This is a genomic window from Cohnella hashimotonis (assembly GCF_030014955.1).
In the GTDB taxonomy this organism is placed as follows: Bacteria; Bacillota; Bacilli; order Paenibacillales; family Paenibacillaceae; genus Cohnella; species Cohnella hashimotonis.
In genome coordinates this window covers 2614800-2639245 of the sequence record NZ_JAGRPV010000001.1, presented here as the reverse complement: position 1 = coordinate 2639245, position 24446 = coordinate 2614800, and the positions used below count along the sequence as shown (strand labels likewise).

The 24446-nt window shown below is 58.7% G+C and carries 22 protein-coding genes; 1 reads left to right on the top strand and 21 read right to left on the bottom strand.

Annotated elements, in window-relative coordinates; translation table 11 throughout:
* Window positions 1-43: 43 nt before the first annotated feature.
* Window positions 44-2386 carry an alpha-xylosidase gene (gene yicI / locus KB449_RS10420; RefSeq protein ID WP_282908314.1) on the top strand — a complete coding sequence of 781 codons (2343 nt, stop codon included), beginning with the start codon at window positions 44-46 and terminating at the stop codon, window positions 2384-2386.
* 156 nt (window positions 2387-2542) lie between these two features.
* Here the strand turns inward: yicI and KB449_RS10415 are convergent, their stop codons facing one another.
* The 21 genes from KB449_RS10415 to accC all read right to left on the bottom strand — a co-directional run bounded on the left by KB449_RS10415 (window position 2543) and on the right by accC (window position 24413).
* Window positions 2543-3565, bottom strand: a complete 1023-nt coding sequence (locus KB449_RS10415; RefSeq protein ID WP_282908313.1) for a FecCD family ABC transporter permease — start codon at window positions 3563-3565, stop codon at window positions 2543-2545.
* The gene (locus KB449_RS10410; RefSeq protein WP_282908312.1) at window positions 3565-4614 is read right to left on the bottom strand and encodes a FecCD family ABC transporter permease; all 1050 of its coding nucleotides are present in this window, start codon (window positions 4612-4614) and stop codon (window positions 3565-3567) included. Before KB449_RS10410 ends, KB449_RS10415 begins: the two co-directional genes overlap by 1 nt.
* 36 nt (window positions 4615-4650) lie before the next feature.
* Window positions 4651-6372 (bottom strand): ABC transporter ATP-binding protein, encoded by a 1722-nt coding sequence (locus KB449_RS10405; protein ID WP_282908311.1) that lies wholly within the window; start codon window positions 6370-6372, stop codon window positions 4651-4653.
* A gap of 279 nt (window positions 6373-6651) precedes the next feature.
* Window positions 6652-7836 carry a peptidylprolyl isomerase gene (locus tag KB449_RS10400; RefSeq protein ID WP_282908310.1) on the bottom strand — a complete coding sequence of 395 codons (1185 nt, stop codon included), beginning with the start codon at window positions 7834-7836 and terminating at the stop codon, window positions 6652-6654.
* A 77-nt stretch (window positions 7837-7913) separates the two neighbouring features.
* Window positions 7914-8873 carry an acetylxylan esterase gene (locus KB449_RS10395; RefSeq protein ID WP_282908309.1) on the bottom strand — a complete coding sequence of 320 codons (960 nt, stop codon included), beginning with the start codon at window positions 8871-8873 and terminating at the stop codon, window positions 7914-7916.
* A gap of 202 nt (window positions 8874-9075) precedes the next feature.
* Window positions 9076-9900, bottom strand: a complete 825-nt coding sequence (spo0A, locus tag KB449_RS10390; RefSeq protein WP_282908308.1) for a sporulation transcription factor Spo0A — start codon at window positions 9898-9900, stop codon at window positions 9076-9078.
* 220 nt (window positions 9901-10120) lie between these two features.
* Window positions 10121-11449 (bottom strand): SpoIVB peptidase, encoded by a 1329-nt coding sequence (gene spoIVB, locus KB449_RS10385; RefSeq protein WP_282908307.1) that lies wholly within the window; start codon window positions 11447-11449, stop codon window positions 10121-10123.
* A gap of 120 nt (window positions 11450-11569) precedes the next feature.
* Window positions 11570-13267, bottom strand: coding sequence for a DNA repair protein RecN (gene recN, locus KB449_RS10380; protein ID WP_282908306.1), 1698 nt, complete (start codon window positions 13265-13267; stop codon window positions 11570-11572).
* Between the two features lie 41 nt (window positions 13268-13308).
* A complete protein-coding gene (gene ahrC, locus KB449_RS10375; protein ID WP_282908305.1) occupies window positions 13309-13758 on the bottom strand; it encodes a transcriptional regulator AhrC/ArgR in 450 nt (149 codons plus the stop codon).
* Window positions 13755-14225, bottom strand: a complete 471-nt coding sequence (locus tag KB449_RS10370) for a hypothetical protein (protein ID WP_282908304.1) — start codon at window positions 14223-14225, stop codon at window positions 13755-13757. The genes ahrC and KB449_RS10370 overlap by 4 nt, the downstream gene beginning before the upstream one ends.
* A 224-nt stretch (window positions 14226-14449) precedes the next feature.
* Window positions 14450-15319, bottom strand: coding sequence for a TlyA family RNA methyltransferase (locus KB449_RS10365; protein ID WP_282908303.1), 870 nt, complete (start codon window positions 15317-15319; stop codon window positions 14450-14452).
* A gap of 4 nt (window positions 15320-15323) precedes the next feature.
* Entirely contained in the window at window positions 15324-17219 is a 1896-nt protein-coding gene (gene dxs / locus KB449_RS10360; RefSeq protein ID WP_282908302.1) for a 1-deoxy-D-xylulose-5-phosphate synthase, read from the bottom strand.
* Between the two features lie 368 nt (window positions 17220-17587).
* Window positions 17588-18496: a polyprenyl synthetase family protein gene (locus KB449_RS10355; protein ID WP_434082497.1), complete on the bottom strand. Its 909-nt coding sequence runs from the start codon at window positions 18494-18496 to the stop codon at window positions 17588-17590.
* 8 nt (window positions 18497-18504) lie between these two features.
* A complete protein-coding gene (gene xseB, locus KB449_RS10350) occupies window positions 18505-18768 on the bottom strand; it encodes an exodeoxyribonuclease VII small subunit (RefSeq protein WP_282908301.1) in 264 nt (87 codons plus the stop codon).
* Window positions 18758-20125 carry an exodeoxyribonuclease VII large subunit gene (gene xseA / locus KB449_RS10345; RefSeq protein WP_282908300.1) on the bottom strand — a complete coding sequence of 456 codons (1368 nt, stop codon included), beginning with the start codon at window positions 20123-20125 and terminating at the stop codon, window positions 18758-18760. Before xseA ends, xseB begins: the two co-directional genes overlap by 11 nt.
* An 18-nt stretch (window positions 20126-20143) precedes the next feature.
* Window positions 20144-21001 (bottom strand): bifunctional methylenetetrahydrofolate dehydrogenase/methenyltetrahydrofolate cyclohydrolase FolD, encoded by an 858-nt coding sequence (gene folD, locus KB449_RS10340; RefSeq protein WP_282908299.1) that lies wholly within the window; start codon window positions 20999-21001, stop codon window positions 20144-20146.
* Window positions 20998-21501, bottom strand: a complete 504-nt coding sequence (gene nusB / locus KB449_RS10335) for a transcription antitermination factor NusB (protein WP_282908298.1) — start codon at window positions 21499-21501, stop codon at window positions 20998-21000. The genes folD and nusB overlap by 4 nt, the downstream gene beginning before the upstream one ends.
* Before the next feature lie 20 nt (window positions 21502-21521).
* Window positions 21522-21755: a DUF2273 domain-containing protein gene (locus tag KB449_RS10330; RefSeq protein WP_282908297.1), complete on the bottom strand. Its 234-nt coding sequence runs from the start codon at window positions 21753-21755 to the stop codon at window positions 21522-21524.
* A gap of 15 nt (window positions 21756-21770) precedes the next feature.
* A complete protein-coding gene (gene amaP / locus KB449_RS10325; protein WP_282908296.1) occupies window positions 21771-22334 on the bottom strand; it encodes an alkaline shock response membrane anchor protein AmaP in 564 nt (187 codons plus the stop codon).
* Between the two features lie 156 nt (window positions 22335-22490).
* Window positions 22491-22898, bottom strand: coding sequence for an Asp23/Gls24 family envelope stress response protein (locus KB449_RS10320; protein WP_217592648.1), 408 nt, complete (start codon window positions 22896-22898; stop codon window positions 22491-22493).
* A 147-nt stretch (window positions 22899-23045) separates the two neighbouring features.
* The gene (accC, locus tag KB449_RS10315; RefSeq protein ID WP_282908295.1) at window positions 23046-24413 is read right to left on the bottom strand and encodes an acetyl-CoA carboxylase biotin carboxylase subunit; all 1368 of its coding nucleotides are present in this window, start codon (window positions 24411-24413) and stop codon (window positions 23046-23048) included.
* Window positions 24414-24446 lie beyond the last annotated feature (33 nt).

The following is a 24446-nucleotide window of genomic DNA, read 5'->3' as shown; positions in this document are numbered from 1 at the left end:
AAGAGAGCGTTTTCCAACCCGCTCGAACAGGAGGTCCGATTCCATGAAATTCAGCAACGGCTATTGGCTGACCCGCGAAGGCTTTGAAGTACTGACGCCCTACGAGGTGCACAGCATCGACGTCGCGCCGAACAAATTGACGGTGTTCGCGCCGCATCGCCATCTCGAGCATCGCGGCAATACGCTCAACGAAGCGCTAACGACGATTGAATTCGACTCCCCGATCCCCGACGTCATCCGCGTGAATCTTTATCGTCACAAAGGGCGCAAACGGCTGTCGCCAGGCGCATTCCCGCTGACAAGCGGCAACGAGGGTTCTCCCGTAACGATCGAGAACGGTCCGGACCGGGTTACGCTGACAAGCGGCGATACAAGCGTCTCGATAACGAAAGCGCATCCGCTTCGCATCACCTATTTTTATAAAGGCCGCAAGCTCACCGGGAGCGGATTCCGCCAGACCGGGTTCGTAAAAGGCGCGGACGGCGTGCATTATTTCCGGGAGCAGCTTGATCTGGCTGTCGGAGAGACCGTTTACGGACTCGGCGAACGCTTCTCCGCCTTCGTCAAGAACGGCCAAAGCGTCGATATCTGGAACGAAGACGGCGGCACCGCTTCCGAGCAAGCCTACAAAAACGTGCCGTTCTATGTCACGAACCGCGGCTACGGCGTGTTCGTCAACCATCCGGAGCTTGTTTCTTTTGAAGTCGCTTCGGAAAAAGTATCGAAAACGCAGTTCAGCGTGCAGGGCGAACAGCTCGAGTATATGATCGTCGGCGGGCAAACGCTGAAGGACGTGCTCGCCAACTACACGTCGCTTACCGGCAAGCCGGCGCTTCCTCCGTCCTGGACGTTCGGACTGTGGCTGACGACGTCGTTCACGACGAATTACGACGAGGAGACCGTGAACAGCTTCGTGGACGGCATGGCGCAACGCGATCTTCCGCTCTCCGTCTTCCATTTCGACTGCTTCTGGATGAAGGAATACCAATGGTGCGACTTCGAATGGGACGAGCGCGTATTCCCGGATCCGAAGGGCATGCTCGATCGGCTGAAGGCGAAGGGGCTCAAGATCTGCGTCTGGATCAACTCGTATATCGCCCAGCGCTCCAAGCTGTTCGACGAAGGCATGGCGCACGGCTACCTGCTCAAGCGGAAGGACGGCAGCGTCTGGCAGACCGACCTGTGGCAGTATGGCATGGGCATCGTGGACTTTACGAATCCGGACGCCTGCCGCTGGTACGGAGACAAGCTGCGGGCGCTTGTCGACATGGGTGTCGATAGCTTCAAGACCGACTTCGGCGAGCGGATTCCTACAGAAGACGTCGTCTATTTCGACGGATCGGACCCGAAGCAAATGCATAACTATTACACGCAGCTGTACAACAAGGTCGTTTTCGACGTGCTCGAGGAGAAAAAGGGACGCGGCGAAGCGGCGCTGTTCGCCCGGTCCGCGACGGCCGGCGGTCAGCAGTTCCCGGTACACTGGGGCGGCGATTGCGAGGCGACGTTCGAATCGATGGCGGAAAGCCTGCGCGGCGGCCTGTCGCTCGGTCTCTCCGGCTTCGGCTTCTGGAGCCACGATATCGGCGGCTTCGAGCAGAGCGCTACGCCCGACCTTTACAAGCGCTGGGTTGCCTTCGGATTGCTGTCCAGCCACAGCCGCCTGCACGGCAGCACCTCATACCGGGTGCCGTGGCTGTTCGATGAGGAAGCGGTCGACGTGCTTCGCCGTTTCACCAAGCTGAAGGCCAGCCTGATGCCGTACCTGTTCGCCCAGGCGGCCGATTCCAGTCGGATCGGTCTGCCGATGATGCGGGCGATGCTGCTCGAGTTCGGCGAAGACCCGGCTTGCGATTATCTCGATCGCCAATACATGCTCGGCGACTCCCTGCTCGTATCGCCCATATTCAATAGCGATGGCGAATCGGCTTATTACTTGCCGAAGGGCAAATGGACGCACTTCCTAACCGGCGACGTCGTCGAAGGCGGGTCCTGGCATCGCGAGACTTACGACTACATGAGTCTGCCGTTATACGCCCGCGAAGGCTCGCTGATCGCGGTCGGCGCGACCGAAGACCGTCCGGACTACGACTACGCGGACGCCGTGACGCTGCACCTGTTTGAGCTCGGCGACGGCGCGTCCGCTTCCGCCGATATCGTAGACGAAGACGGCGCAGTTCGCCTCTCCGTCACTGCGGAGCGCAGCGGCAGCACGATCACGGTCACGGCTTCAGGGGAAGCCGCCGATAACGCAGACTGGTCGATCCAACTGCGCGGAATCGAAGCGATTAGAGCCGTATCCGGCGGCGAGGCGTCCGCGAACGACGGGCTTGGCATGAAGGTTCGCCGCGCAATCGGCGAGCGCCGCATGACGATCGCGCTTTAAGATTCGGCATGAACGCACTGAAGGAGTCGCCCGATCGTCATGAAAATGACAATCGGGCGGCTCCTTCGTTTTTTAACGCATATGACGTTACCCGCCGGACCAAAGATCCATTCATTTCGTATTTCGCAGACGCGAGGACCGAAAGCCTCTCGCCCGTTATTTGGCCCGCGCCAGCAAATAGATAAAATACGGCGCACCGATGATCGCTACGATAATACCGGTCGGCGTGTCGGAGATGCGGCTGATCGTGTCCGCAGCAATCAGGAGCACGCTGCCGGACAGCGCCGAGGCGGCCAGCAAGATCTCGTGCCTGGAGCCAACGAGCCTTCTGGCGAGATGCGGCCCGATCAACCCGATGAAGCTGATCGCGCCTCCGACGGCGACGCAGCTGCCCGCGAGCGCCACCGCCGCCAGAAGCAGCAGCAGCCGTTCCCGCTGCAGCCTGGCGCCCAGCCCCACGGACAATTGATCCCCAAGGCTGAGCACATTCAGCGTTCTGGCTTTGGATAGGACGAACGGGACGAATACCGCCATCCAGGGCAGCAAGGTCAGCACGAACTTCCAATTGGCACCCCACAGGCTGCCGGCGAGCCAAGTCGCGGCGAACTGATATTGCTCCGGATTCAGGCGCTGCGTCAGAACGATGATCGCCGCGCTGATGCCCGCCTGCACTGCGATGCCCACGAGCACGAGACGAAGCACGGAAACGCCGTCCGACCTTTTGTATGCGAGGAAGTAGACTGCCGCACCTGCTCCGGCCGCGCCTAAAAACGCGAGGAACGGCAGCGTGTAAGGCGGCGAAGCGCTGATGGACGGGCGAAGCGCGACGAACAGGATGACCATCAGGCTCGCGCCCGAGTTTACGCCGATGAGGCCGGGATCCGCGAGCGGGTTGCGCGTGATGCCCTGCAGGATGCAGCCGGCGAGCGCGAAGCCGGCGCCGACAAGCACCGAGATGACGATGCGGGGCAATCGGAATTGGAACAATATGAGCTCTTGCTTGTCCGTGCCGAAGCCGAACAACGTTCTGCCGACGTCAAGCGGGCTGAGTCTTATGTATCCGGTGTTCATGCTTATTACGAATACGACGACGACGAGCAGCGCCAAGCCGACGACGGTGGACCATGCCTTCGCTCTTCGTTTGGTGTCCGAAGCTGCATAAATCGACTTCGCGGCCATTACAGCTCCCTCCCTTCGCGTCTGGCAAGATACAGGAGGAACGGTACGCCGATGATGGCGATAAGCGCGCCGACAGGCGTCTCCGAGCCGGGCCGCACCATTCTGGCGCCCAGATCGGCGAGCACGAACAACAACGCCCCCAGAATGGCCGAGCAAGGAATGATCCAGCGGTAGCTGACGCCGACGAGATAACGGGTAATATGCGGCACCATCAGACCAATGAAGCTGACGAAGCCCACGACAGCTACGGATGCGCCTGCAAGGATCAAGATGACGATGGCTCCGACAAACTTGATTAAGCCGACACGCACGCCGATCCCCGCCGCCGTCTCGTCGCCGAGGCTCAGCAGCGTGATATAGCGAGCGAGCACCATCGCCACCAGCAACCCGCCTCCGATCCACCAAAGGATCACGTCCACCTGCGCCCAGCGAACGCCCGCGGCGCCGCCGAACAGCCAGAAGTCCAGACTCTGGCCGATCCGATACTTCAAGGCGATGCCTTCGCTGATCGCAAGCAGCAGCGCCGATATAGCGGAGCCGGCCAGCGCCAGTCTGACCGGCGTAAGACCGCCCCGCGACAGGCTGCCCAGCCCGTAGATCAGCGCCGTTGCGCCGGCAGCGCCTGCAAACGAAAGCCAGATCAATTGGTTGAACAGCAGATGCGGGATAAAAGCGAAGCTGATGGCCAGCATGAAGCCGGCGCCGGCGTTAATCCCGAGCAAGCCGGGATCGGCCAGCGGGTTGCGCGTCATGCCTTGCATGACGGAGCCCGCGACCGCGAATGCGGCCCCTGTGAGCGCGCAGGCGAGGGTGCGAGGCATTCGCAGCGACCGGATGATCTGATGATCCGTCAGATCTGGATTAAAGTGCCGGATCGCTTCCCAGACGACGGATAAACCGATATCCTTGGCCCCGATCGAGATGGATAACGCCATTGAAAAGGCGAGCAGCGCCAAGCCGCCGAGCAAGATGACGGACGCGGCCAGAGGCCGGGTGCGAAGCTTCTTTGCGGAAGCCTCCGCGCCCTCCCCGTTTGAGTGTGTTGCCATAGATTCAATACCTGCCTCGACTCTAACGTTTGTTGTCTACCGTGCTGCGCTGAATTGAGCTTGATGAAGACGGCTGTAAACACCGCCAGTTCGTACGAGTTCTTCGTGCCTTCCCTGCTCCGCGATGCCGTCCTCTGTCACGACGACGATCCGATCGGCATCCTTGATCGTGGCGAGACGGTGCGCAATGACCAGTGTCGTGCGGCCCTCGGAAAGCTCGGCCAACGATTGCTGGATCGCCGCTTCGGTCTCGGTATCGAGCGCGGAGGTCGCTTCGTCCAAAATGAGGATCGGCGGGTTCTTCAGGAACATGCGGGCGATGGCGAGCCTTTGCTTCTGACCGCCCGACAGCTTCACGCCCCGCTCCCCGATGACCGTATCGAGACCTAACGGCTGCGCGCGGATGAAATCTTCCAGTTTCGCTCTGCGCGCGGCCGTCCAAATCTCCTCTTCGGTCGCGCCAAGCTTGCCGTAAGCGATATTTTCCCGTACCGTTCCCGAGAAAAGAAAGACGTCCTGCTGCACGACACCGATCTGCCGTCGCAGCGAAGCGAGCTTCATCCGGCGGATGTCCATGCCGTCGATGGTGATCGAGCCGCCGGACACCTCGTAGAATCGCGGAAGCAAGCTGCACAGTGTCGTCTTCCCCGCGCCCGACGGACCGACGAACGCGATCGTCTCGCCCGCCCGGATGGACAGATCGATGCCGCTTAGCGCCTGCGTGTGCGATTCGTAGCCGAACGATACGTTCCGGTAACGAATTTCGCCCGTCAGCTTACCGACTTCAATCGCATCGTTCGCGTCGGACACATCGGGCTCGGTATCCATAAGCTCGATGTAGCGCTTGAATCCGGCGATGCCCCTCGGATACAGCTCGATGACCGCATTGATTTTCTCGATCGGCCTGAACAGCACGTTGGTCAGCAATACAAATGCCAGAAATTCGCCGTACTTAAGCTCGCCCCGAATCACGTACCAGGCCCCCGCGACCATGACGACCAGCGATACGAGACGCATCAGCATATAGCTCGCCGTGGAGCTGCGCGCCAGAATCTTGTAGCCGAGCAGCTTCGCTTTGCGGAACAGCTGGTTGTTGACCTTGAACAGCGACATCTCGTGCTCTTCGTTGGCGAACGCCTGCACGACGCGGATGCCGCCGATGTTGTCCTCGACCCGGGCATTGTAATCTCCCATGCTGCCGAACATTTTGTTCATGGCGCCCGTCATTTTGCCGTTAAAGTAAATCGACAGCACGATCATCACGGGCACGGTGGCGAACGTGATGATCGCCATCCCCGGGTGGATGTACAGCATGAGGCCGAACGCCCCGGCCAGCGTCATGACGGCTATGAATACGTCCTCCGGACCGTGGTGGGCGACTTCGCCGATATCCATTAAATCGGTGGACATGCGGGACATCAGATGGCCGGTCTTCGTATTGTCGTAAAACTTGAAGGATAGCTTCTGCAAGTGCGCGAAAAGGTTGCGTCGCATATCGGTCTCAATGTTGATTCCCAGCATATGTCCCCAGTAGGTGACGACGAACTGCATGAAAGCGTTAAGCACATAGACGGCGAGCAAGCCGCCGCACGCCCACAGGATAAGTTCCCAGTCCTTGCCCGGCAGCAGTTTGTCGACGACTTGATTAAGCGCAAGCGGAAAGCCAAGCTCCAGCAGCGCCGCCAATATCGCACAGCAAAAATCGAGATAAAACAGGCCTCTATAAGGTTTGTAATAAGACATAAATCGGCGAATCAATTCCATTTTCCTCCCATGAGGCGGCAGCCGTAAAAACGTTAGCTACGCCGCGTACGTCTGCATTCCTGCTTACGGAACGCGATGTGACCAGCATACCCCGCCCGTTCCGGGTTAGACAAGAGCCGAATGCGCATGTTTCAATGATAATGAATATCATTATTGATTTCAATCATTTTCGACAAAAGAAAGGTTAAACGTCATATAAAAAACGCCGCCTTCTCCAAAGAGAAAGCGGCGCTCGACTTGTCGCGCTTGCGTACAGTAGACGCAATCCTCGCTTTATTGGCTTGCGCTAGCGGAAGCCGACGGGGATGCGGCCGGAGAAGACTCCGGCGATGCGGAAGCGGCCGGTTCTTCTGTTTTCGTCAGCAGGTTTTCGTAGCCTGCATCTTTTTTGGCCGTCTCGATCCATTCGGATGCGCCTTCGTTCACCTTTTCGTCGAGATAAGCGGACTTGACCTTGTCCTTGACCGAGTCATAGGTGGAGGTGACAGCATCCTTGCGGTCCGTCAAAAGAATGATATGAAAGCCGTTCGGAGATTCGACGACACCGCTCATTTCGCCCTTCTTAAGCTTAAAGGCCGCCGTCTCGAACTGCTCGTTCATAGCGCCTTTGCCGAAGAAGCCGAGATCGCCGCCGCTCGCTTGGGAGCCGGTGTCGGTGGACTTCTCCTTGGCGACCGTCGCGAAGTCGGCGCCGCCCTTGAGATCCTTCAGGACAGCTTCTGCCTCCGCTTTGGTTGCCAGCAAAATATGCGAGGCGCGTACCTGCTCGGCCGTATCGAAGTTGGCTTTGTTCTTATCGTAATACGCTTTGAGGTCCTCTTCCTTCGGTGCAACCTTCTTTTCGAAAATCGCGCGAAGCTCGACTTGCGGCAAAATCTGATTTTTCTTGTACGCTTCAAGCGTCGTGTTGCTCGACGACAAGGCGTTTTCGAAGTCGGCATCCGTCGCGAAGTTGTACTGCGCCTTGATCTTGACGACTTCCTGGTTGACCGCCTCTTGCGCAGCCGCTTCGGTCAGGCCCGCTTTCTCCGCTTCGCCTTCGATCAGCTTGAGCGTCATATAGTTGTCGAGCATGGAACCCGCCTGGTCCTTGCCGACCTGATCGTACATGACCGTGTAGAAGTCCGCCTTGGTAATGTCTTTCCCGTTTAACGTTCCGACTGCGCCCTTGAGGGTATTGCCGTCATCGTTCTGACGAATCAATACGACAGCCAGCGCGATGACGGCAATGACGGCGACGATCCAAGGTACGACGACCGACGCTTTGGATGCAGCCGCCGGCGTGTTCGCAGCTGGTTCCCCCGCCGCAACATGAGCCTCAGGCGCGATATCTTCTTTGTACAAGTCGGCCGATTCTGTTGCTTCTTCGATCGCTTCTACGCGATTTTGCTCCCTATTTTCGTCCGATACCCCATCCCTTCCGGCTGGGTTGTTCGGGTCCTTTTCCAAATCGCTCATTTCTATTCTTCCTCCTCAAATGTTAACGAATCATTCATCCACTATATCAAATTATGGACAAGATACCTTAAATCCAGCTAAAAATTGAAGCGCGATCTGATAAATTCCAGCGCTTTGCGATTCTGGTCGCCGCTGACCGCATGTCCCTGGAACGGGTAAACCTCGATCCGCTTATCCGTTTCGATCCGATTGTAGGCGGCAAATATCGTTTCGGGCATCGTGACAGGATCCTTGAGTCCGACCGAGACAAGCAGCGGGATGCGGATGCGATGGGCCAGGTTCATCATGTCGAAGTAGCTGAGCGTACGCAGCACGTGATCGAGCTTGTCCGGAAAACGGTTTAAAAAATCGGCGGCTTCCGTCAGCGAGCTGGTAGAGTTTAAAATGCCGAAATCCATATGGCACATGTTGGGGATATGCGCGACGGCGATCGAGGGAACGTCCGACAACGCCGCGGCAATCAGCGCGAGACCGCCGCCCTGGCTGCCGCCGCTCGCGCAGATGCGCCCGGTGTCGACTTCCGGCTGCGCCGCCGCCCACTCCAGCGCCTTCAGCGCATCGATCGAGATCGCTTTATAATAACATTCGTCTTTGTCCAAAATGTTTTGCGTCAGCCAGCCGCGCGTCATTCCGTGCCGCTGAGGGAGCAGATTCCCTGTATCCCCGCCTTGCCCGCGAATGTCTACGGCGAATGCGGCGATGCCCATCATCGCATACTGCGCAAAATCCTCGGGATAACCCTTGCTGCCCGTATAACCGTGATAGAGAACGACGCAAGGAAGCTTGGCGTCGGCCGGCCGGTTTTTCGGCAAAATGAACCAGCCGTGAATCCGGGTGCTGTCGAATCCTTCGAATTCCACCTTGTACGCTTCCATGCCACCGAGCGGCGTCTCGGTTAATTGACGGGTGCCATTAAGCGGCTTGGCCTCGACAGCGGTCAGCGTGTCCGTCCAAAAGGACTCGAGATCGGGCTCGGCGGTCAAGGCCGGGCGGTACTGCTCGAGATCGGCGATGCGCCTCTGGATGGCGTTATTCATCGTGCTTTCCCCCTTGTTTCTATTGCTTTTTCTCGCGTTCGCGTTCACCAATTGGACACAACAGGCTTATCTTACCATCGCATACCAGCGGTGTCGACAATAAATAAAGCCGCTCCATCATCGGCTGCAAGCATCCGATGATAGAGCGGCTTATCAGAAAAACTTGCGCGAACGTTCGATTCGCTTTATTTCGCCCCGTTTCCTAGCTAACCTTGTGCTCGATGCGAAGCTTGTCCGCCACCATCGCGATGAACTCGGAGTTCGTCGGCTTGGACTTGGCGATGTTGATCGTATAGCCGAAAAGGTGGCTGATGCTGTCGATATTGCCGCGCGTCCAGGCGACTTCGATCGCATGGCGGATGGCGCGTTCGACGCGGCTAGGCGTCGTCTTGAATTTTTCGGCGATGGCCGGATACAGCGTTTTCGTAATCGCGCCCAGAATCTCGATGTTATTGTATACCATCGTGATGGCTTCGCGCAGGTATTGGTAACCTTTGATATGCGCCGGCACGCCGATCTCGTGGATGATGCTCGTGATGTTAGCGTCCAGATTTTTTGGTTTGCCGATCGGCACGATATTCGAGCGCGATCCGCCGCTGAAGGAAGAAGAGACCGACGATGAGACGGATACCGGGCTCTGCGACGGCGTGCCCGCGAGCTGACGAATCCGGTTGGCAAGCACGTCCATGTCGAACGGCTTCAAAATATAATAGGAGGCGCCCAGTTGTACCGCGCGTTGGGTGATGTTCTCTTGGCCGAATGCGGTGAGCATGATGATCTTGGGCATGGGGGACAAGTTCATGTCCCTCAGCTTTTCCAATACGCCGAGGCCGTCCAGATGAGGCATAATAATATCCAGAATCATCACATCCGGAATATTCCGGGTTTCTTCCAGCTGACGAATGACCTCTTCTCCGTTGTACGCCACGCCGATGACGGTCATGTCCTCCTGCTCTTCAATGTACTCGGACAGCAGGTTGGTGAATTCTCGGTTATCATCTGCAAGAAATACTTCGATCCGCGGCAATGTTGTATCCTCCCTCACAAGCTTAAGTAATGTTAGAAACGCTCACCGTTCCCTGATTATCCGAATTCGACAAAGCGTTTGTAATTCCTTCTTGTCGGAATTTTTTTCTTTATTTTTTTATCTACATAACATATAATTAAGAATTTACGTCATTTGACGATCTATTTCGGTTTTTTTCGACAAAGCGATGTCGTTAAATCTAACGAGAAAATCCAAGGCGTCATACCGCCTTGGATTTCGTTTGGCCCGGCTTCAGCATAATGCCGGCGTCTTGAAGCATCCATTCGATGTAGCAGCCGTACCCGGACGCCGGATCGTTGACGAATACGTGCGTGACGGCGCCGACCAGCTTGCCGTTCTGGAGAATCGGGCTGCCGCTCATTCCTTGAACGATGCCGCCCGTGCGCTTGATGAGGTCCGGGTCGGTGACGCGGATGACCATTCCTTTGGTCGCAGGAGACGACTGTCTGGATACGTGCACGATCTCGATCTTGAAGCGCTCGACCTTCTGGCCGCCGACGACCGTCCAGATCTCGGCCGGACCTTCTCTGACTTCTTCGGCAAATGCGACCGGTACGGGATCCGCCTGATAGGCATGCCCCGGAAGTTCGCCCATTTGACCGAAGATGCCGAACGGCGTATTGCGCTCCACATTGCCCAGCGTCTTGCTGCCCGGTACGAACTCCGCCCGCTTTTCGCCCGGATCTCCATTTTCGCTTTTTGCGATGGAAGTGACGTTTGATTGAAGAATTTGCCCGCTGCCCACCGTAATCGGCGTCTGCGTATCCATGTCGGTGATGACATGGCCGAGCGCTCCGTATACGCCTTGATCAGGCGCATAAAAAGTCAGCGTGCCGACGCCTGCCGCCGAATCGCGGATATAAAGACCGATGCGCCAAGCTTTGTCTTCCTGATCGTATACGGGCGTGAGCGTCGTTCGAAATTGCACTTTGCCACGCTGCACGAGGAGCCTCAGCGGTTGCCCGGTCGTACCGGCTTGCTTCGCGAACGGAGCGACGCGCTTCACGTCATTGACCGGTTCCCCATTGATGGATACGATCAGATCTCCCATGCGAAGCTTGGCTTCTTCGCCAGGCGATACGCGGGATTGCCCGCCTGTCTGAACGAGATGATGCCCGACCACCATAATGCCTGCTGATTTTACTTTGACGCCGATCGTCTGGCCGCCGGGAATGACCTTGAGATCCGGAACGACTTGCAGCTTCACGGTCTTGAACGGTATCCGGCCGAATAGCTTAAGCTTGAGTTCGGTTTGACCGCTGCGCTTGGAATGAATCGACAACGGATGATTAAGATCGATCCGCACGTTCGCACTTGCCGAGCCGTTGACTTCAGCGACCGTCGAATCCAGCGAGCCCTGCGCGTGAACGGGCATCGCATAATGAAGGTGCTTGTCTTGTCCCTCGAACAACCGAAGCTCATTCGGGAATGCGGCATAATGACGCATCGGCGCGGAACAGACGGCAAATCCTAGGATAATCGCTAGGAATAGACCAAAAACGCGACGCCAAGAGGTCTTCCCGTTCAAGTTCTCACCACTTCCCTACAGACTACACCGGCGAACCGTGACACTGCCCGGCGACGTAACTATAAGGTAACCGCGGCCTCCCCCTTTTATGTTGCCGAAAACCTTCCTCGAATCACGAATTTACGCGTCCTGGCGCGATTTTTGAGCTTCGGCCAGCGTTAACATTTCTTGCGCGTGATGGCGAGTCCGATCGGTCACTTCCACGCCGCCCAGCATACGGGCAAGCTCCTCCACGCGTTCTTCGGCACTGAGCATCCGGACCCGCGTCGAGGTGCGGCCGTCGTCGGTGACGCGCTTGGCGATCTCGAATTGATCGTCTGCCATGCAAGCGACCTGCGGTAAATGCGTGATGCAAAACACCTGACAGCAAGATGCAAGCCTTGATAGCTTGTCGGCAACCGATTGAGCGGCGCGTCCGCTCACCCCCGTATCGACTTCGTCGAACACGAGCACGGGAATCTGATCGATCCGGGCGAAAATCGCCTTTAATGCCAGCATGACCCGAGACATCTCGCCGCCCGACGCAATGCGGGCAAGCGGCTTCGGCGGCTCGCCTGGATTGGTCGACAGGAGGAACTCGGCGGCATCGGTGCCGGTCGGACTCAAATGCTCCGTGCTTACTAGCCGCACTTCGAATACCGCCCGCTCCATTTGCAATCCCTTGAGCTCCTGCTCGATCTCCGCAGCGAGCAACGCTGCCGTCTCCCTGCGTATGGCACCGAGACGTTCGGCCAGCGCACGCAGTTCCGCTTCCAGACGCACTTCGCGTTCGTTTAATTCCTTCAGAAGCTCGTCGCGATTTTCGAGGCGCTGCGTATCTTCCTGGATTCGGGCATAATACTGTAGGATATCCGCTACGCTCTCTCCATACTTGCGGCGAAGCCCGAAAAGAAGGTCCATTCGCATCTCGATTTCGGATAATCGCTCGGGATTGAATTCGATGCTTTCTTTATAATCGCGCAGCTGGTAAGCGACGTCCTCCGCCGCATAGTAGGCCGACTGCAGCTGCTCGACAAGCGGTCCGAGCTTTGCCGGATCGACCTTGACGATGTCCTCGAGCTTTGCGATGGCTTTGGACAAGACGCTGAGCCCTTTGTTGCCGTACAACAGGTCGTAGGCCTCCGTCGCCGATTCTGCCAGCTTCTCGGCGTGCGAGAGCTTGCGCCGTTCCTCGGCCAGCGATTCGTCTTCTCCGGGCTTCAGACGCGCTTCGGCGATCTCCTCGAGCTGGTACCGATACAAGTCGAGCATCTGCATTTGTTGACGGGTGAGCTCATCGAGCTCCCTGCGCTCGCGGCTGACCGTTGCGTACTCCCTGTACCGGTTCTGATACTCTGACTTGAGCGAGGCGATCGCGTCCCCGGCAAAGGAATCAAGCCATTCCAAATGGCGGTCGGTGCGCAGCAAAGACTGATGCTCATGCTGTCCGTGTATGTTGACGAGGTTCTCGCCGATCTCGCGCAGCATCGTCAGCGTAACGTGCTGCCCGTTCACGCGCGCTGAAGATTTGCCTTGCGCCTGCAGCTCCCGGCGCACCAGCAGCGCCTCCTGCGGATCGGCGTTGACGCCGTGCCGGTCGAGCACGCCCCATACGGGATGAGCGGGATCGAGATCGAATACCGCCTCGATCTCGGCTTTGTCGCAGCCGTGACGGATCATCTCGGCGGACCCGCGTCCTCCGGCGATAAGGCCCAGCGCATCGATGATAATCGACTTGCCTGCGCCCGTTTCGCCTGTCAGCACCTCGAAGCCCCGTTTAAACGAAACCCGGATATTCTCGATAACCGCCAAGTGGCGAATGGACAGCTCTTGCAGCATATGACGCTCATCCTCCCCAGCCGGCACAGGTCGCCTGGCTACTAACGAATAATGTCCAAAACACGGTTGACGATCTCCTCGCCCTGCGCCTTCGTACGGCATATGAGCAATGTCGTGTCGTCCCCGCCGATCGTACCGACGATCTCGGGCCAGTCCATGCCGTCGAGCAGAGCGGCGATCGTGCCGGCCGTTCCGGGCAGACATTTGACGACAACCAGATTCTCGGCTGCCTCGGCATGGATAAAGTGGTCCATCATCGCTCTTTTCAGCTTCATCGAAGGGTTAAAGCGCTGATCCTGCGGCATTGCGTATTTATACCTGCCGTCGCCAAGCGGCACCTTGATGAGCTGCAGCTCCTTAATATCGCGCGAGACGGTCGCTTGCGTCACATTAAAGCTTTGAGCGCGGAGGGCTTCTACCAGGTCTTCCTGCGTCTCGATCTCGCTCGAGCCGATGAGCTCGCGGATTTTCCTTTGCCGCTGACCTTTCATTCTTTGCCCTCCTCGATTCTGAATTTTACCGTTCTAATCGTTCTGCCGCGCAGATCGGCGACGATAATGCCTTCGCATTCGGGAAACAAAAGCGCATACGCGAGCAGCCGCTCGCGGATCCCGCTGGCCGTCCAGTCCATCGGCTGTCTCGGCCGTTCGAGCTTCACGAGATAATATCGTTCTTCCTTGGCAGCCACGTAGTCGAAATACAAGCGCGTCGCCTCGTACGGCCCGTCATCGACCGATACGCCCAGAGGAATCCGATGCTTGCCGGATAGCGCTTCGTAGCCGTGTTCGAGCAACAGGGCCGCACCCTCGTCTTCGGCGTCTGGCGCACCGTCCCGGGCCAGTCTGCGCAGCCGAGAGCTTGGCGGCTCGTGCAGCCAATGCCTGAATCTGCGCCACAACCACCATATGATCGCCGCAACCGCGGCAGCAAATATCAGACCGTCTCCGAACCGAGCCATGGCCCCGCCTCCTCCGCATCCTCATTCATTCGCGGCGGAAGGCCGGGTTTCCTCTATCGGGGCAAGCAAAAAAACCGGTGCGGAGGGCGCTTGCGCGCCTACCGGCCGGCCGTGCTTCGGCGGACGCGGAAATCGTAAGTGCCCGGGCGACCTCGCAGCCGGGACCGATTGCCGATATCGGATTTTCACTGGACACGTGGCTGGAAATATCCTCAAGATTGCCTTTAGGCGCGATGCCTGAATTGAGCCCCGGCCTCTTCGACGACACTTTGCAACAGGCTGTCGCTGCTCCATTGATCGGACTGCAAGCCTTGGGCCTGTTCTCCGACGGACTGTTCGGATCCTTGTACCGGCATTCGCCAATACGCGAGGAACTCGATATTGCCTTCGCCGCCCGTTATTGGGGAGTACGTTAGACCCCTCAGCTCAAAACCAAGCGTATGGGCCGCGGACAGCACTTCGCGCAGAACGCTCAGATGAACGCCGGGATCGCGCACCACGCCGGATTTGCCGACCTGCTCGCGCCCGGCTTCGAATTGAGGCTTGATGAGCGCGACGGTGCCGGCACCCGGTCCAAGCAGCGGGCGCAATGCAGGCAGGATCAGCTTCAACGATATAAACGATACGTCGATCGATACGAATGCGGGCGTTGGGCCCGTGAGCTGGTCAGGCGTCATATGCCTGAAATTGCACCGCTCCATCACGCAAACGCGCGGCTCCTGGCGCAGTCTCCAATCGAGCTGGTTGTAGCCGACATCGATCGCGTAGACGAACGAAGCGCCATGCTGCAGGGCGCAGTCCGTGAACCCGCCGGTCGAAGCGCCGATGTCCATCATGACCGCGTTCTGCAGATCGATGCCGAATTCGCGAATGGCTTTTTCGAGCTTAAGCCCGCCCCGGCTCACATAGGGATGGACGGCGCCTTTAACGGTAAGAGCCGCGTCGCGGGGAATTTTCGTTCCCGCTTTATCCACTTGCTCCGTACCGACGAGGACAAGACCGGCCATTATCGCGGATTTGGCCTTTTCCCTGCTGTCAAAAAAACCTTGCTCCACGAGCAGCACGTCGAGACGTTCTTTGGCAACGGTCGTCATCGCCTCAGTTCGCCGTCTGCCGCTGACGCTTCAACAGCGCAAACGCCCGAACCTGCTTCGCCGTCTCTTCGGCGGTCAGGCCGACTTCGGCGCGCTGCTCCTTGATCGTCGCATGCTCGATGAAGCGGTCCGGAATGCCGGCAAGCTGCACGGTCGGCTTGAGGCCTTGCTGCGCGTAGTGCTCGAGGATTGCGCTCCCAAGTCCGCCGGCGACCGCCGCCTCTTCAAGGACAAGCATCGGCAGATGTTCCTTGGCAAGCTGAGCAAGCATGGCCTCGTCCAGCGGCTTGACGAAGCGTGCATTGACGACGCGCACGCTGAGTCCTTCGCGCTTCAACAATTCCGCCGCTTCTTCGGCGACGTGTACCATCGGACCTATCGCGAGAATCGCCGCGTAGTCTCCGTCTCGCACGACTTCCCAAGAGCCGATCGGAATGGGCGACGGTTGTTCGTCCATCGCGACGCCTCTGCCTTGCTCGCGCGGGTAGCGGATCGCGATCGGACCGTCGTCGTATGCGACAGCCGTCGCCATCATGCGGCGCAGCTCGTTCTCGTCCTTGGGCATCATCAGGACGAGATTCGGAATATGGCGGAGGTACGCGATATCGTAAACCCCCTGATGCGTCTCGCCGTCTCCCCCGACGAAACCGGCGCGGTCGATGGCGAAGATTACGTTGGCATTGTGGCGGCAAATATCGTGCACCACCTGATCGTAGGCACGCTGCAGGAAGGTCGAATAAACCGCATAAACCGGCTTCATGCCCTCCATCGCAAGCGCTGCGGACATCGTGGCTGCATGCTGCTCCGCAATCCCGACATCGATCATCCGTCCCGGAAACCGCTGCGCAAAGCCAAGCAGGCCGGATCCGCCCGGCATCGCGGGCGTAATCGCCATGATCCGACTGTCCTTCTCGGCCAGCTCGATCAGCGTATTGCCGAATACCTCGGTGTACATCGGCGGGCCGACGGGCTTGAGCACCTGGCCGGATTCGATCTTATAGGAGCCGGTAATCCCGTGCCATTTGTGTGAATCCGCCTCGGCCGGGGAATAGCCCTTCCCCTTGACGGTGAGGATGTGGACAAGCACGGGACCTTCGCAATTGTCCGCCTGGCGGAACGCTTCGATCAGCTTCTCCGTATCGTGACCGTCGACCGGTCCGAGATACTTGAGACCGAACTCCTCGAACAACATGCCGGGTACGACCAGATACTTCAGGCTGTCTTTGAGCCGCTCGGCGGTCCGCGCCAGCTTGCCTCCGATAGCCGGCACCTTGCGCAGCAGCCACTCGAACTCGTCCTTGGCTTTGCGGTACGTCTTGTCGCTGCGAACCTTGCCCAAATAATTGTGAAGCGCCCCCACGTTGGGTGCAATGGACATCTCGTTATCGTTCAAGACAACGGTAAGCTTGCGCTTTTCATGGCCGATATGGTTAAGCGCCTCGAGCGCCATACCACCGGTGAGCGCCCCGTCGCCGATGACCGCGATGACCTTGTTGGAGCGGCCCTGCATATCCCGGGCCAGCGCCATACCCATCGCGCCGGACAGAGAGGTGCTGCTGTGGCCGGCCTCCCATACGTCGTGCTCGCTCTCCGTGCGCTTGACGAAGCCGCACAGTCCGTCCTTCTGCCGAAGCGTGTCGAACCGGTCCATGCGTCCGGTCAGCATTTTGTGCACATAAGCCTGATGACCCACGTCGAACAAAAATTTGTCGGTCGGGCTGTCGTACAAGTAATGCATCGCGAGCGTCAGTTCGACGACGCCAAGATTCGGCGCGAGATGCCCGCCCGTCACGGACAGCTTTTCAATTAGGAATTGTCTGATCTCTTGGGCCAACTGAGGAAGCTCTGACATGGACAGCCGCTTCAGGTCGGTTGGACTATGGATGCTGTCGAGCAGCAATAGGAATTCCCCGCTTTCCAAAAACGATTGCTATGTTGAATTTAGTCAACGTATCACGATTCGTCGATTTTAGTCTAACCGTATTATAGCATAATGACCGTTTAAAAACTCCCCCGCTCCCCCTAATCCCTCCCATTTGCATACGAATCTGCAATCCGCACGGTGTCATCGACTTCAAATTTGGCCTTCCGTATGTATAAAAAGACGGCGCGCCGACAATCGGAACACACCTATCAACGAACCTTACCCACGCTTGCGTCCCGTTAAACAAACAAAAAAACACCTTCGCAGCGGTCCGGGATTAGCAGGGACTGCTGCGAAGATGCTTCATTGAACGCATGACGCGTATCATCGTGCCGATTTAGTTTTTAATTGTCGCGCGAGATCAGTCGATTGGCGATTTGTTCCAATCGCCCGCCGTCCGCAAGCCCCGCGGATCTGACCGCTTGGATCGCCTGCTCCGTCAGCTCTGCGACGCGCCTGCGGCTCTCATCAAGGCCGATCAAATAAGGATACGTCACCTTGCCCTGCCGTTCGTCGCTGCCCACAGGCTTGCCGAGCTTGTCCTGATCGCCTGTAATATCGAGAATGTCGTCTTGGATTTGAAAGGCTAATCCGACGTTCGTGCCGAAACGTCCGAGCGCGTCCAGCTGCCGGTCGCTAGCGCCGGCCGCATGTCCGCCAGCCCTCAAGGAAAAAGCGATGAGATCGCTCGTCTTGTGCAGGTGAATATGCTCGAGCTGTCCGATAGCCGTAATTCCCTGCTCGCCTTCCATATCGTCGGCCTGCCCGCCGACCATGCCCGGAAAGCCCGCCATCCTGGCCAGATCGCGGACGACGGCAAGCGTACGTTCGGCAGGCACGCCTAGAGACAACGCTTCGGTAGCGACATAAAAAGCGTGCGTCAGCAGTCCGTCGCCGGCCAATATCGCCGTCGCTTCCCCGAAAACTTTGTGATTGGTCGGAATGCCCCGCCTGTAGTCGTCATCGTCCATCGCGGGAAGATCGTCATGGATAAGCGAATACGTATGCACCATTTCCACGGCGATCGCGAACGGCATGGCCATTCTCACAGCCTGCTCGTCGCCCCGAACGGCCTCTGCCGCAGCCAGCACGAAAATCGGACGAAGACGTTTGCCGCCTGCGGCAAGCGAATACATCGCGGCTTCCTTGAGCCGTCCGTTCACGCGCCAATCCCCGGGTATCGCATTCTCGAGCGCCTGCTCGATCAACGCCCTTCGCGACGCCAGATAGACCGATAGTTCTTCCGTCTGCACTTGTTCGACTACTCTCCTTTGACGCTTGCCTCTCCCTGCTGCGGCGCGAACGGTTTGCGCTGCAAGCCGTCTCCGTCCTCCATCAGCATTTCGATACGGCGCTCCACCTGTTCCAGCTTCTGCCCGCACAGCCTCGACAAAGCCATGCCTTCTTGATAAAGCTCGATCGCCGCTTCAAGCGGCACGTCTCCGCTCTCGAGCTTGGATACGATGCCTTCAAGCCTTTCCATGGCCTGTTCGAAGGAAAGCGCCGTCTCCGATTCATTGGTCATTCGAATTCGCCTCCCCATGCACCGCCGCTACGCTGCAAGTCAGCTTGCCGTCCGCCAGCCTTACGACAAGCCTGTCGCCGGCTTTGGTCTCCCTCACGGAGCGCAGCAGTTTTTTCTCTTCTTCGTCATAAGCCAGACTGTATCCGCGCGCCATGACCTTGAGCGGGCTGAGCGCATCGAGCTGACGGATCGCGGAGCCGAATGCGCTCCGGCCATCCCGCACGACACCGCGCATGGCCGCGGTCAACGCCTTCTCCGCGGCCTCCTTGCGCCTGCGCGCGTATACCGCCTGCTCGGTCGGACTTGCGCCGGCCAGTCGTCCGGTCAGGCGCGCGAGCTTTTCCCGGTTGCGGTCGGCAAGCGCGCCCACCCTGTAGCCCAGCCTGTCCCGCAACCGATCGAGCCGCTCGGCCGATGCGAGCAGAGAACGTCTGGGCTGCGTAAAATACGGCGATCTGGCGGCATGACGGTAACGCTCCCGGGCGCGACCGAGCTGGCTGCCGAGCGAGCGTGCCATCCGCTGCTCCAGATGCCCGAGCCGCTCCTGCAGCTCCGCGACATGAGGCACGGCCAGCTCTGCGGCAGCCGTAGGCGTGGCCGCCCTGAGATCGGCCGCGAAGTCCGCGATCGTGAAGTCCGTCTCGTGCCCGACAGCGGATATGACAGGGATCGCCGACGCGCGAATCGCGCGCGCGACCGCCTCCTCGTTAAACGCCCACAGTTCCTCGAGCGAGCCCCCGCCGCGGCCGACGATCAGCACGTCCGTTTCCGCCAGCCGATTCATCGCCTGGATGGCCTTCACGATCGACGGCGCCGCGCCCGTGCCTTGTACCGATACCGGGTACAGCAGGATCGCTACCGTCGGATGCCTGCGCTGCAGCGTAATGATGATATCCCGCACGGCCGCTCCCGTCGGGGATGTAATGATGCCGATCGACTTTGGATATTTAGGAATTGGCCGTTTAACCGCCTCATCGAACAGCCCTTCGCCGTGAAGCTTCTTCTTGAGCTGCTCGTAAGCGAGAAAGAGGCTGCCGATGCCGTCCGGCTGCATGGCCGTCACGTAAAACTGGTATTGTCCGTCCCGCTCGTAGACGGATACGCCGCCGCGCGCCATAACCTTCATGCCGTCCTTGGGCCGAAAAGGCAATCGCTGATTGTGGGACGCGAACATGATGCTCTTGAGCCGCCCGCTCTCGTCCTTGAGCGTGAAGTACATATGGCCGCTGGAGTGGTGGGTGAAATTGGAAATCTCGCCGCGCAGCCATATATCTTGAAGCTTGGGGTCCCCTTCGAGCTTCATCTTGATGTAGCGGTTGACGTCCCTGATGCTGAGAACGCGGGCCGGTTGTTCCATGCTGGACTCGCCCCCGTCCTATTCGATGCCGTGCGCGCGCTTTGCCGACTTCAGCGTATTGAGCATCAGCATCGTGATCGTCATCGGTCCGACGCCGCCAGGCACGGGTGTGATCCAGCCGGCAACCGGCGCGACGTCTTCATAATCGACGTCGCCGCACAGCTTGCCGTCAGGCAGACGATTGACGCCGACGTCGATGACGACGGCGCCCGGCTTCACCCAATCGCCCTTGACGAGCTTCGGTACGCCTACGGCAGCCACGACGATATCCGCGCCGCGCACGACCGCCGGCAGATCCGGCGTGCGGGAATGACAGATCGTGACGGTCGCATGCTCCCGCAAAAGGAGGATCGACACCGGCTTGCCCACGATATTGCTGCGTCCGATGACGACCGCATGCTTGCCCGCCGGCTCGTTGCCCGTACGCTTCAGCAGCTCGATGACGCCGGAAGGCGTACAAGGCTGCAGCGCATCGTCGCCGATCAGCAGGTTGCCAACGCTGACGGGATGGAAGCCGTCGACATCCTTTTCCACCGCGATCGCGTCGATGACGGCCTTTTCCTCGATATGCTTCGGCAGCGGCAGCTGCACCAATATGCCGTTAATGTCCGCCTGTGCATTAAGGCGTGCGATCAACGACAGCAGCTCCTCCTGCGTCGTCTCGGCAGACAGCCGATGCACCTCGGAGTAGAACCCTAGCTCCTCGCACGCCTTCGCCTTGTTCCGTACGTATACTTGCGAAGCCGGATCTTCGCCGACCAGCACCACGGCTAGACCGGGCCGCACGCCCTTGGTCGACAGGGATTCGGCCTCCCGCTTGATCTCTTCGCGGATCTCGCCCGCGATTCGCTTGCCGTCAATAATCTGCGCGCTCATGCTTGTTCCTCTCCTTCAACAGCGGAATCCGATCCGGCATCTTCACCTGCAACGACTTTGCCATTCGCTTGACCGCTCTCACGGATCAACCGTCCCAGCACGCCGTTGACGAACTTGCCGGATTCGTCCGTGCCGAAGTGCTTGGCCAGCTCGATCGCCTCATTCACCGCGACCTTGGCAGGCACGTCCTTGCGATGACTCATCTCGTAGGCGGCCAATCTTAATATCTGCCTGTCCACCCGGGAGAGCCGATCGACCTGCCAGCCGGTCAAGTAACCCGCCAACTGCGCATCAAGCGCATCCTGATTCGCCTTCACGCCTAAAACGAGCTCGCGCGTAAAGCCGTCGACGGCCGCCAGCTCTGCGACCTCCGTCTCCATTTCGTTGTCGCCCTTCGCTTCTTCCATGACGGCATCGACGGCCTCCTGGGCCGACACGCCGTTCATTTCCATCTGGTACAGGCTCTGTACCGCAATCTCTCTCGCCAATCTGCGCTTCATGAATCCTCCCGAATTAAGTCTTAACTACGTCCGCCCGGCCATCTGTCCGTCAGCCATTCCGTCAGCCTGCTCCATTGGAAAAGCGGACCCCGCCGCTCGTCCCGATGCTTGCCGACGGCAAATCCGATGCCGACGAGCAGCGCGCAAAACAGCATGTCCCAGAATCCCACGATTAAATAAATAAGGCCGCAAAGCATGCCGGCGGCGACCCCGAGCGTCCGGCCGCCGTAATTTTCCCACCATATTCTCCACATGGATGGCTAGGCCCCCTATTCCACGCGGCTTTTGAACGTCGTCGGCGCCTGCGTTACGTTAGCGATATACACGGTCACATCCGAAACGGGAATGCCGGTCGTCTCCTCGATCTGCTGGGACACCGTGCGCTGCATATCCTCCGACAACGTCGGAATTGAGCCTTCTCCGTCCACGAAAGCGCGAATCGTAATATGCAATCCGGCTTCCGCGACGCGTACGCGCGCGCGAAGATCCTTGACGCCCTTCGAACGGGACGCCGCCTTCAGCGCCAAATTCTCGACCGTCTCGATCGAGATCTGGATATCCCCGTGCTCCGTCCGTTGGTTGATCGTCGGAGCCGTTGTGTTCAAACGTCCGACGGACAGCACGAGAAAACGGAGGCTGATCAGAATCAATACGGCCGCCACTACGATTACGCCGATCTGCAGCGGACGATAATCGCCGGTTGTCTGGTCGACGACTTGGGTCAGCCATTCCATCGAAAAAGCGCCGAGCGCTGCCGCGACGACAAAAGCCGAGGCGACGACGATCGCCAGGGAATAAATGAATAGCAGCAGCCTGTCCCATACTTTGAACACGTAACCGACTCCTCCTGTCATGAACCTATCCTGAACGCCGAACAGCCTATATGGTCGAAAAAGCGCCCGATGCGCCCTCCCTCGTAAGGTCAGGCCATCAAGGCGCCGTCACCCGCAATTCAAGAGAGACGACTGCCATGTCCAAAAATGCTGGCGTCATCTCACGCGCAGTTGCGCATCTTCCTCTTCGATCTTTTCCGCAGGCTTGAACAGTACGTCGTGGACATGAACATTCACTTCGACGACATTCAGACCGGTCATCGTCTCGATCGAGCGCTTGACGCCGTGTTGAACCTCCGAAGCGATCTCCGTAATCCGCCTGCCGTACTCCACGATAATCGATACGTCGATCGCCGCTTCTCTTTGACCTACTTCAACCTTGACGCCTTTGGACAAATTCTTGCGCCCCAGCAGCTCGGCGATGCCCGAGGAGATGCCGCCGCTCATTCCCGCGACGCCTTCCACTTCGACCGTTGCCAGCCCCGCGATGATCTCGATGACTTCGGGCGCGATCTGGATGGTCCCCATATCGGTTTTCTCGTAATCAGACACCAATGCTTCCATTCGCTGGTCCACCTCCTCGCGTCTTGTCGTCGGCCAGGCCTTCATTAATAATACTATAGCAAAGGCCAAGAATTATGACAAACCTCTCCGCCACAGTCGAAAGGAGGGCGCAGCGCGCCCGCCCGGTCTTCGGCGGCCCGAAAAGCTTTAGGCTTCTTCGCCGTAAGGCGCGTCCACATCATGCTCCTCGAGGAACTTGATATCGAACGTCCCTTTGTTGAAAATCGGATGATTAAGAAGCTTCAAATGGAAAGGAATCGTCGTCTTGACGCCTTCGATCATGAACTCGCCGAGCGCCCTGCGGGCTCTTGCGATTGCTTCCTCGCGCGTCGGACCCCAGACGATAAGCTTCGCGATCATTGAATCGTAATGAGGGGAGATCATGTAACCTGGATAAGCGCCGCTGTCTACGCGCACGCCGGGACCGCCCGGCGGCAGGTAGAAGCCGATTCGGCCCGGAGAAGGCATGAAATTGCGATCCGGATCCTCGGCATTAATGCGGCACTCGATGCTCCAGCCGTCGAAGCGAACTTCTTCCTGCGTGAAGCTGAGCGGGCGGCCTTCGGCGATAGAGATCATTTCTTTGATCAGATCGATGCCGGTGATGAGCTCGGTGACGGGATGCTCGACCTGGATCCGGGTGTTCATCTCCATAAAGTAGAAGTTGCCGTCCGGCCCGAGCAGGAACTCGATCGTCCCGGCGCCGGAATAGTCGACGGCGCGCGCCGCTCGCACGGCGGCCTGGCCCATGCGCTCTCGCAGCTCGGGCGTCATGACCGGGCAAGGCGCTTCCTCGACGAGCTTCTGGCGGCGGCGCTGCACGGAGCAATCGCGTTCGCCGAGATGGCAGACGTTGCCGTGCTTGTCCGCAATGATCTGAATTTCGACATGCTTCATGCCCGTCAAATATTTCTCCAGATACACGCCGGAATTGCCGAAAGCCTTTTGCGCCTCTTGCTGCGCGGTCGAGATCTCGCGTACGAGCATCTCTTCGTCGTCGGCGAGGCGAATGCCCCGTCCGCCGCCGCCGGCGGTCGCCTTGATAATGACCGGATAACCGATCTCCCGCGCGACGCGGATGGCTTCGTCGATATCTTCGACGAGCCCGTCGGAGCCCGGAATGACCGGTACGTCCGCGTCCTTCATCGTCTGCTTGGCGACCGACTTGTCCCCCATCCGGCTGATCGCCTCTGCGGAAGGTCCGATGAATACAATATTGCACGTCTCGCAGATATCCGCGAAATCGGCGTTTTCCGAAAGAAACCCGTAGCCCGGGTGAATCGCGTCGCATTCGGTAAGCGTGGCGACGCTCATGATATTCGTCAGATTGAGATAGCTGTCCTTGGAAGCGATCGGTCCGATGCAATAGGCCTCGTCCGCAAGCTTCAGGTGAAGGGACTCGCGGTCCCCTTCGGAATATACGGCAACCGTGGAGATGCCCAGCTCGCGGCAAGCGCGGATGATGCGGACGGCGATCTCGCCGCGGTTGGCCACCAGAATCTTATGGATGTTCAAAGCACAAGTCCCCCTTCGTAATTCCGGCCGCCG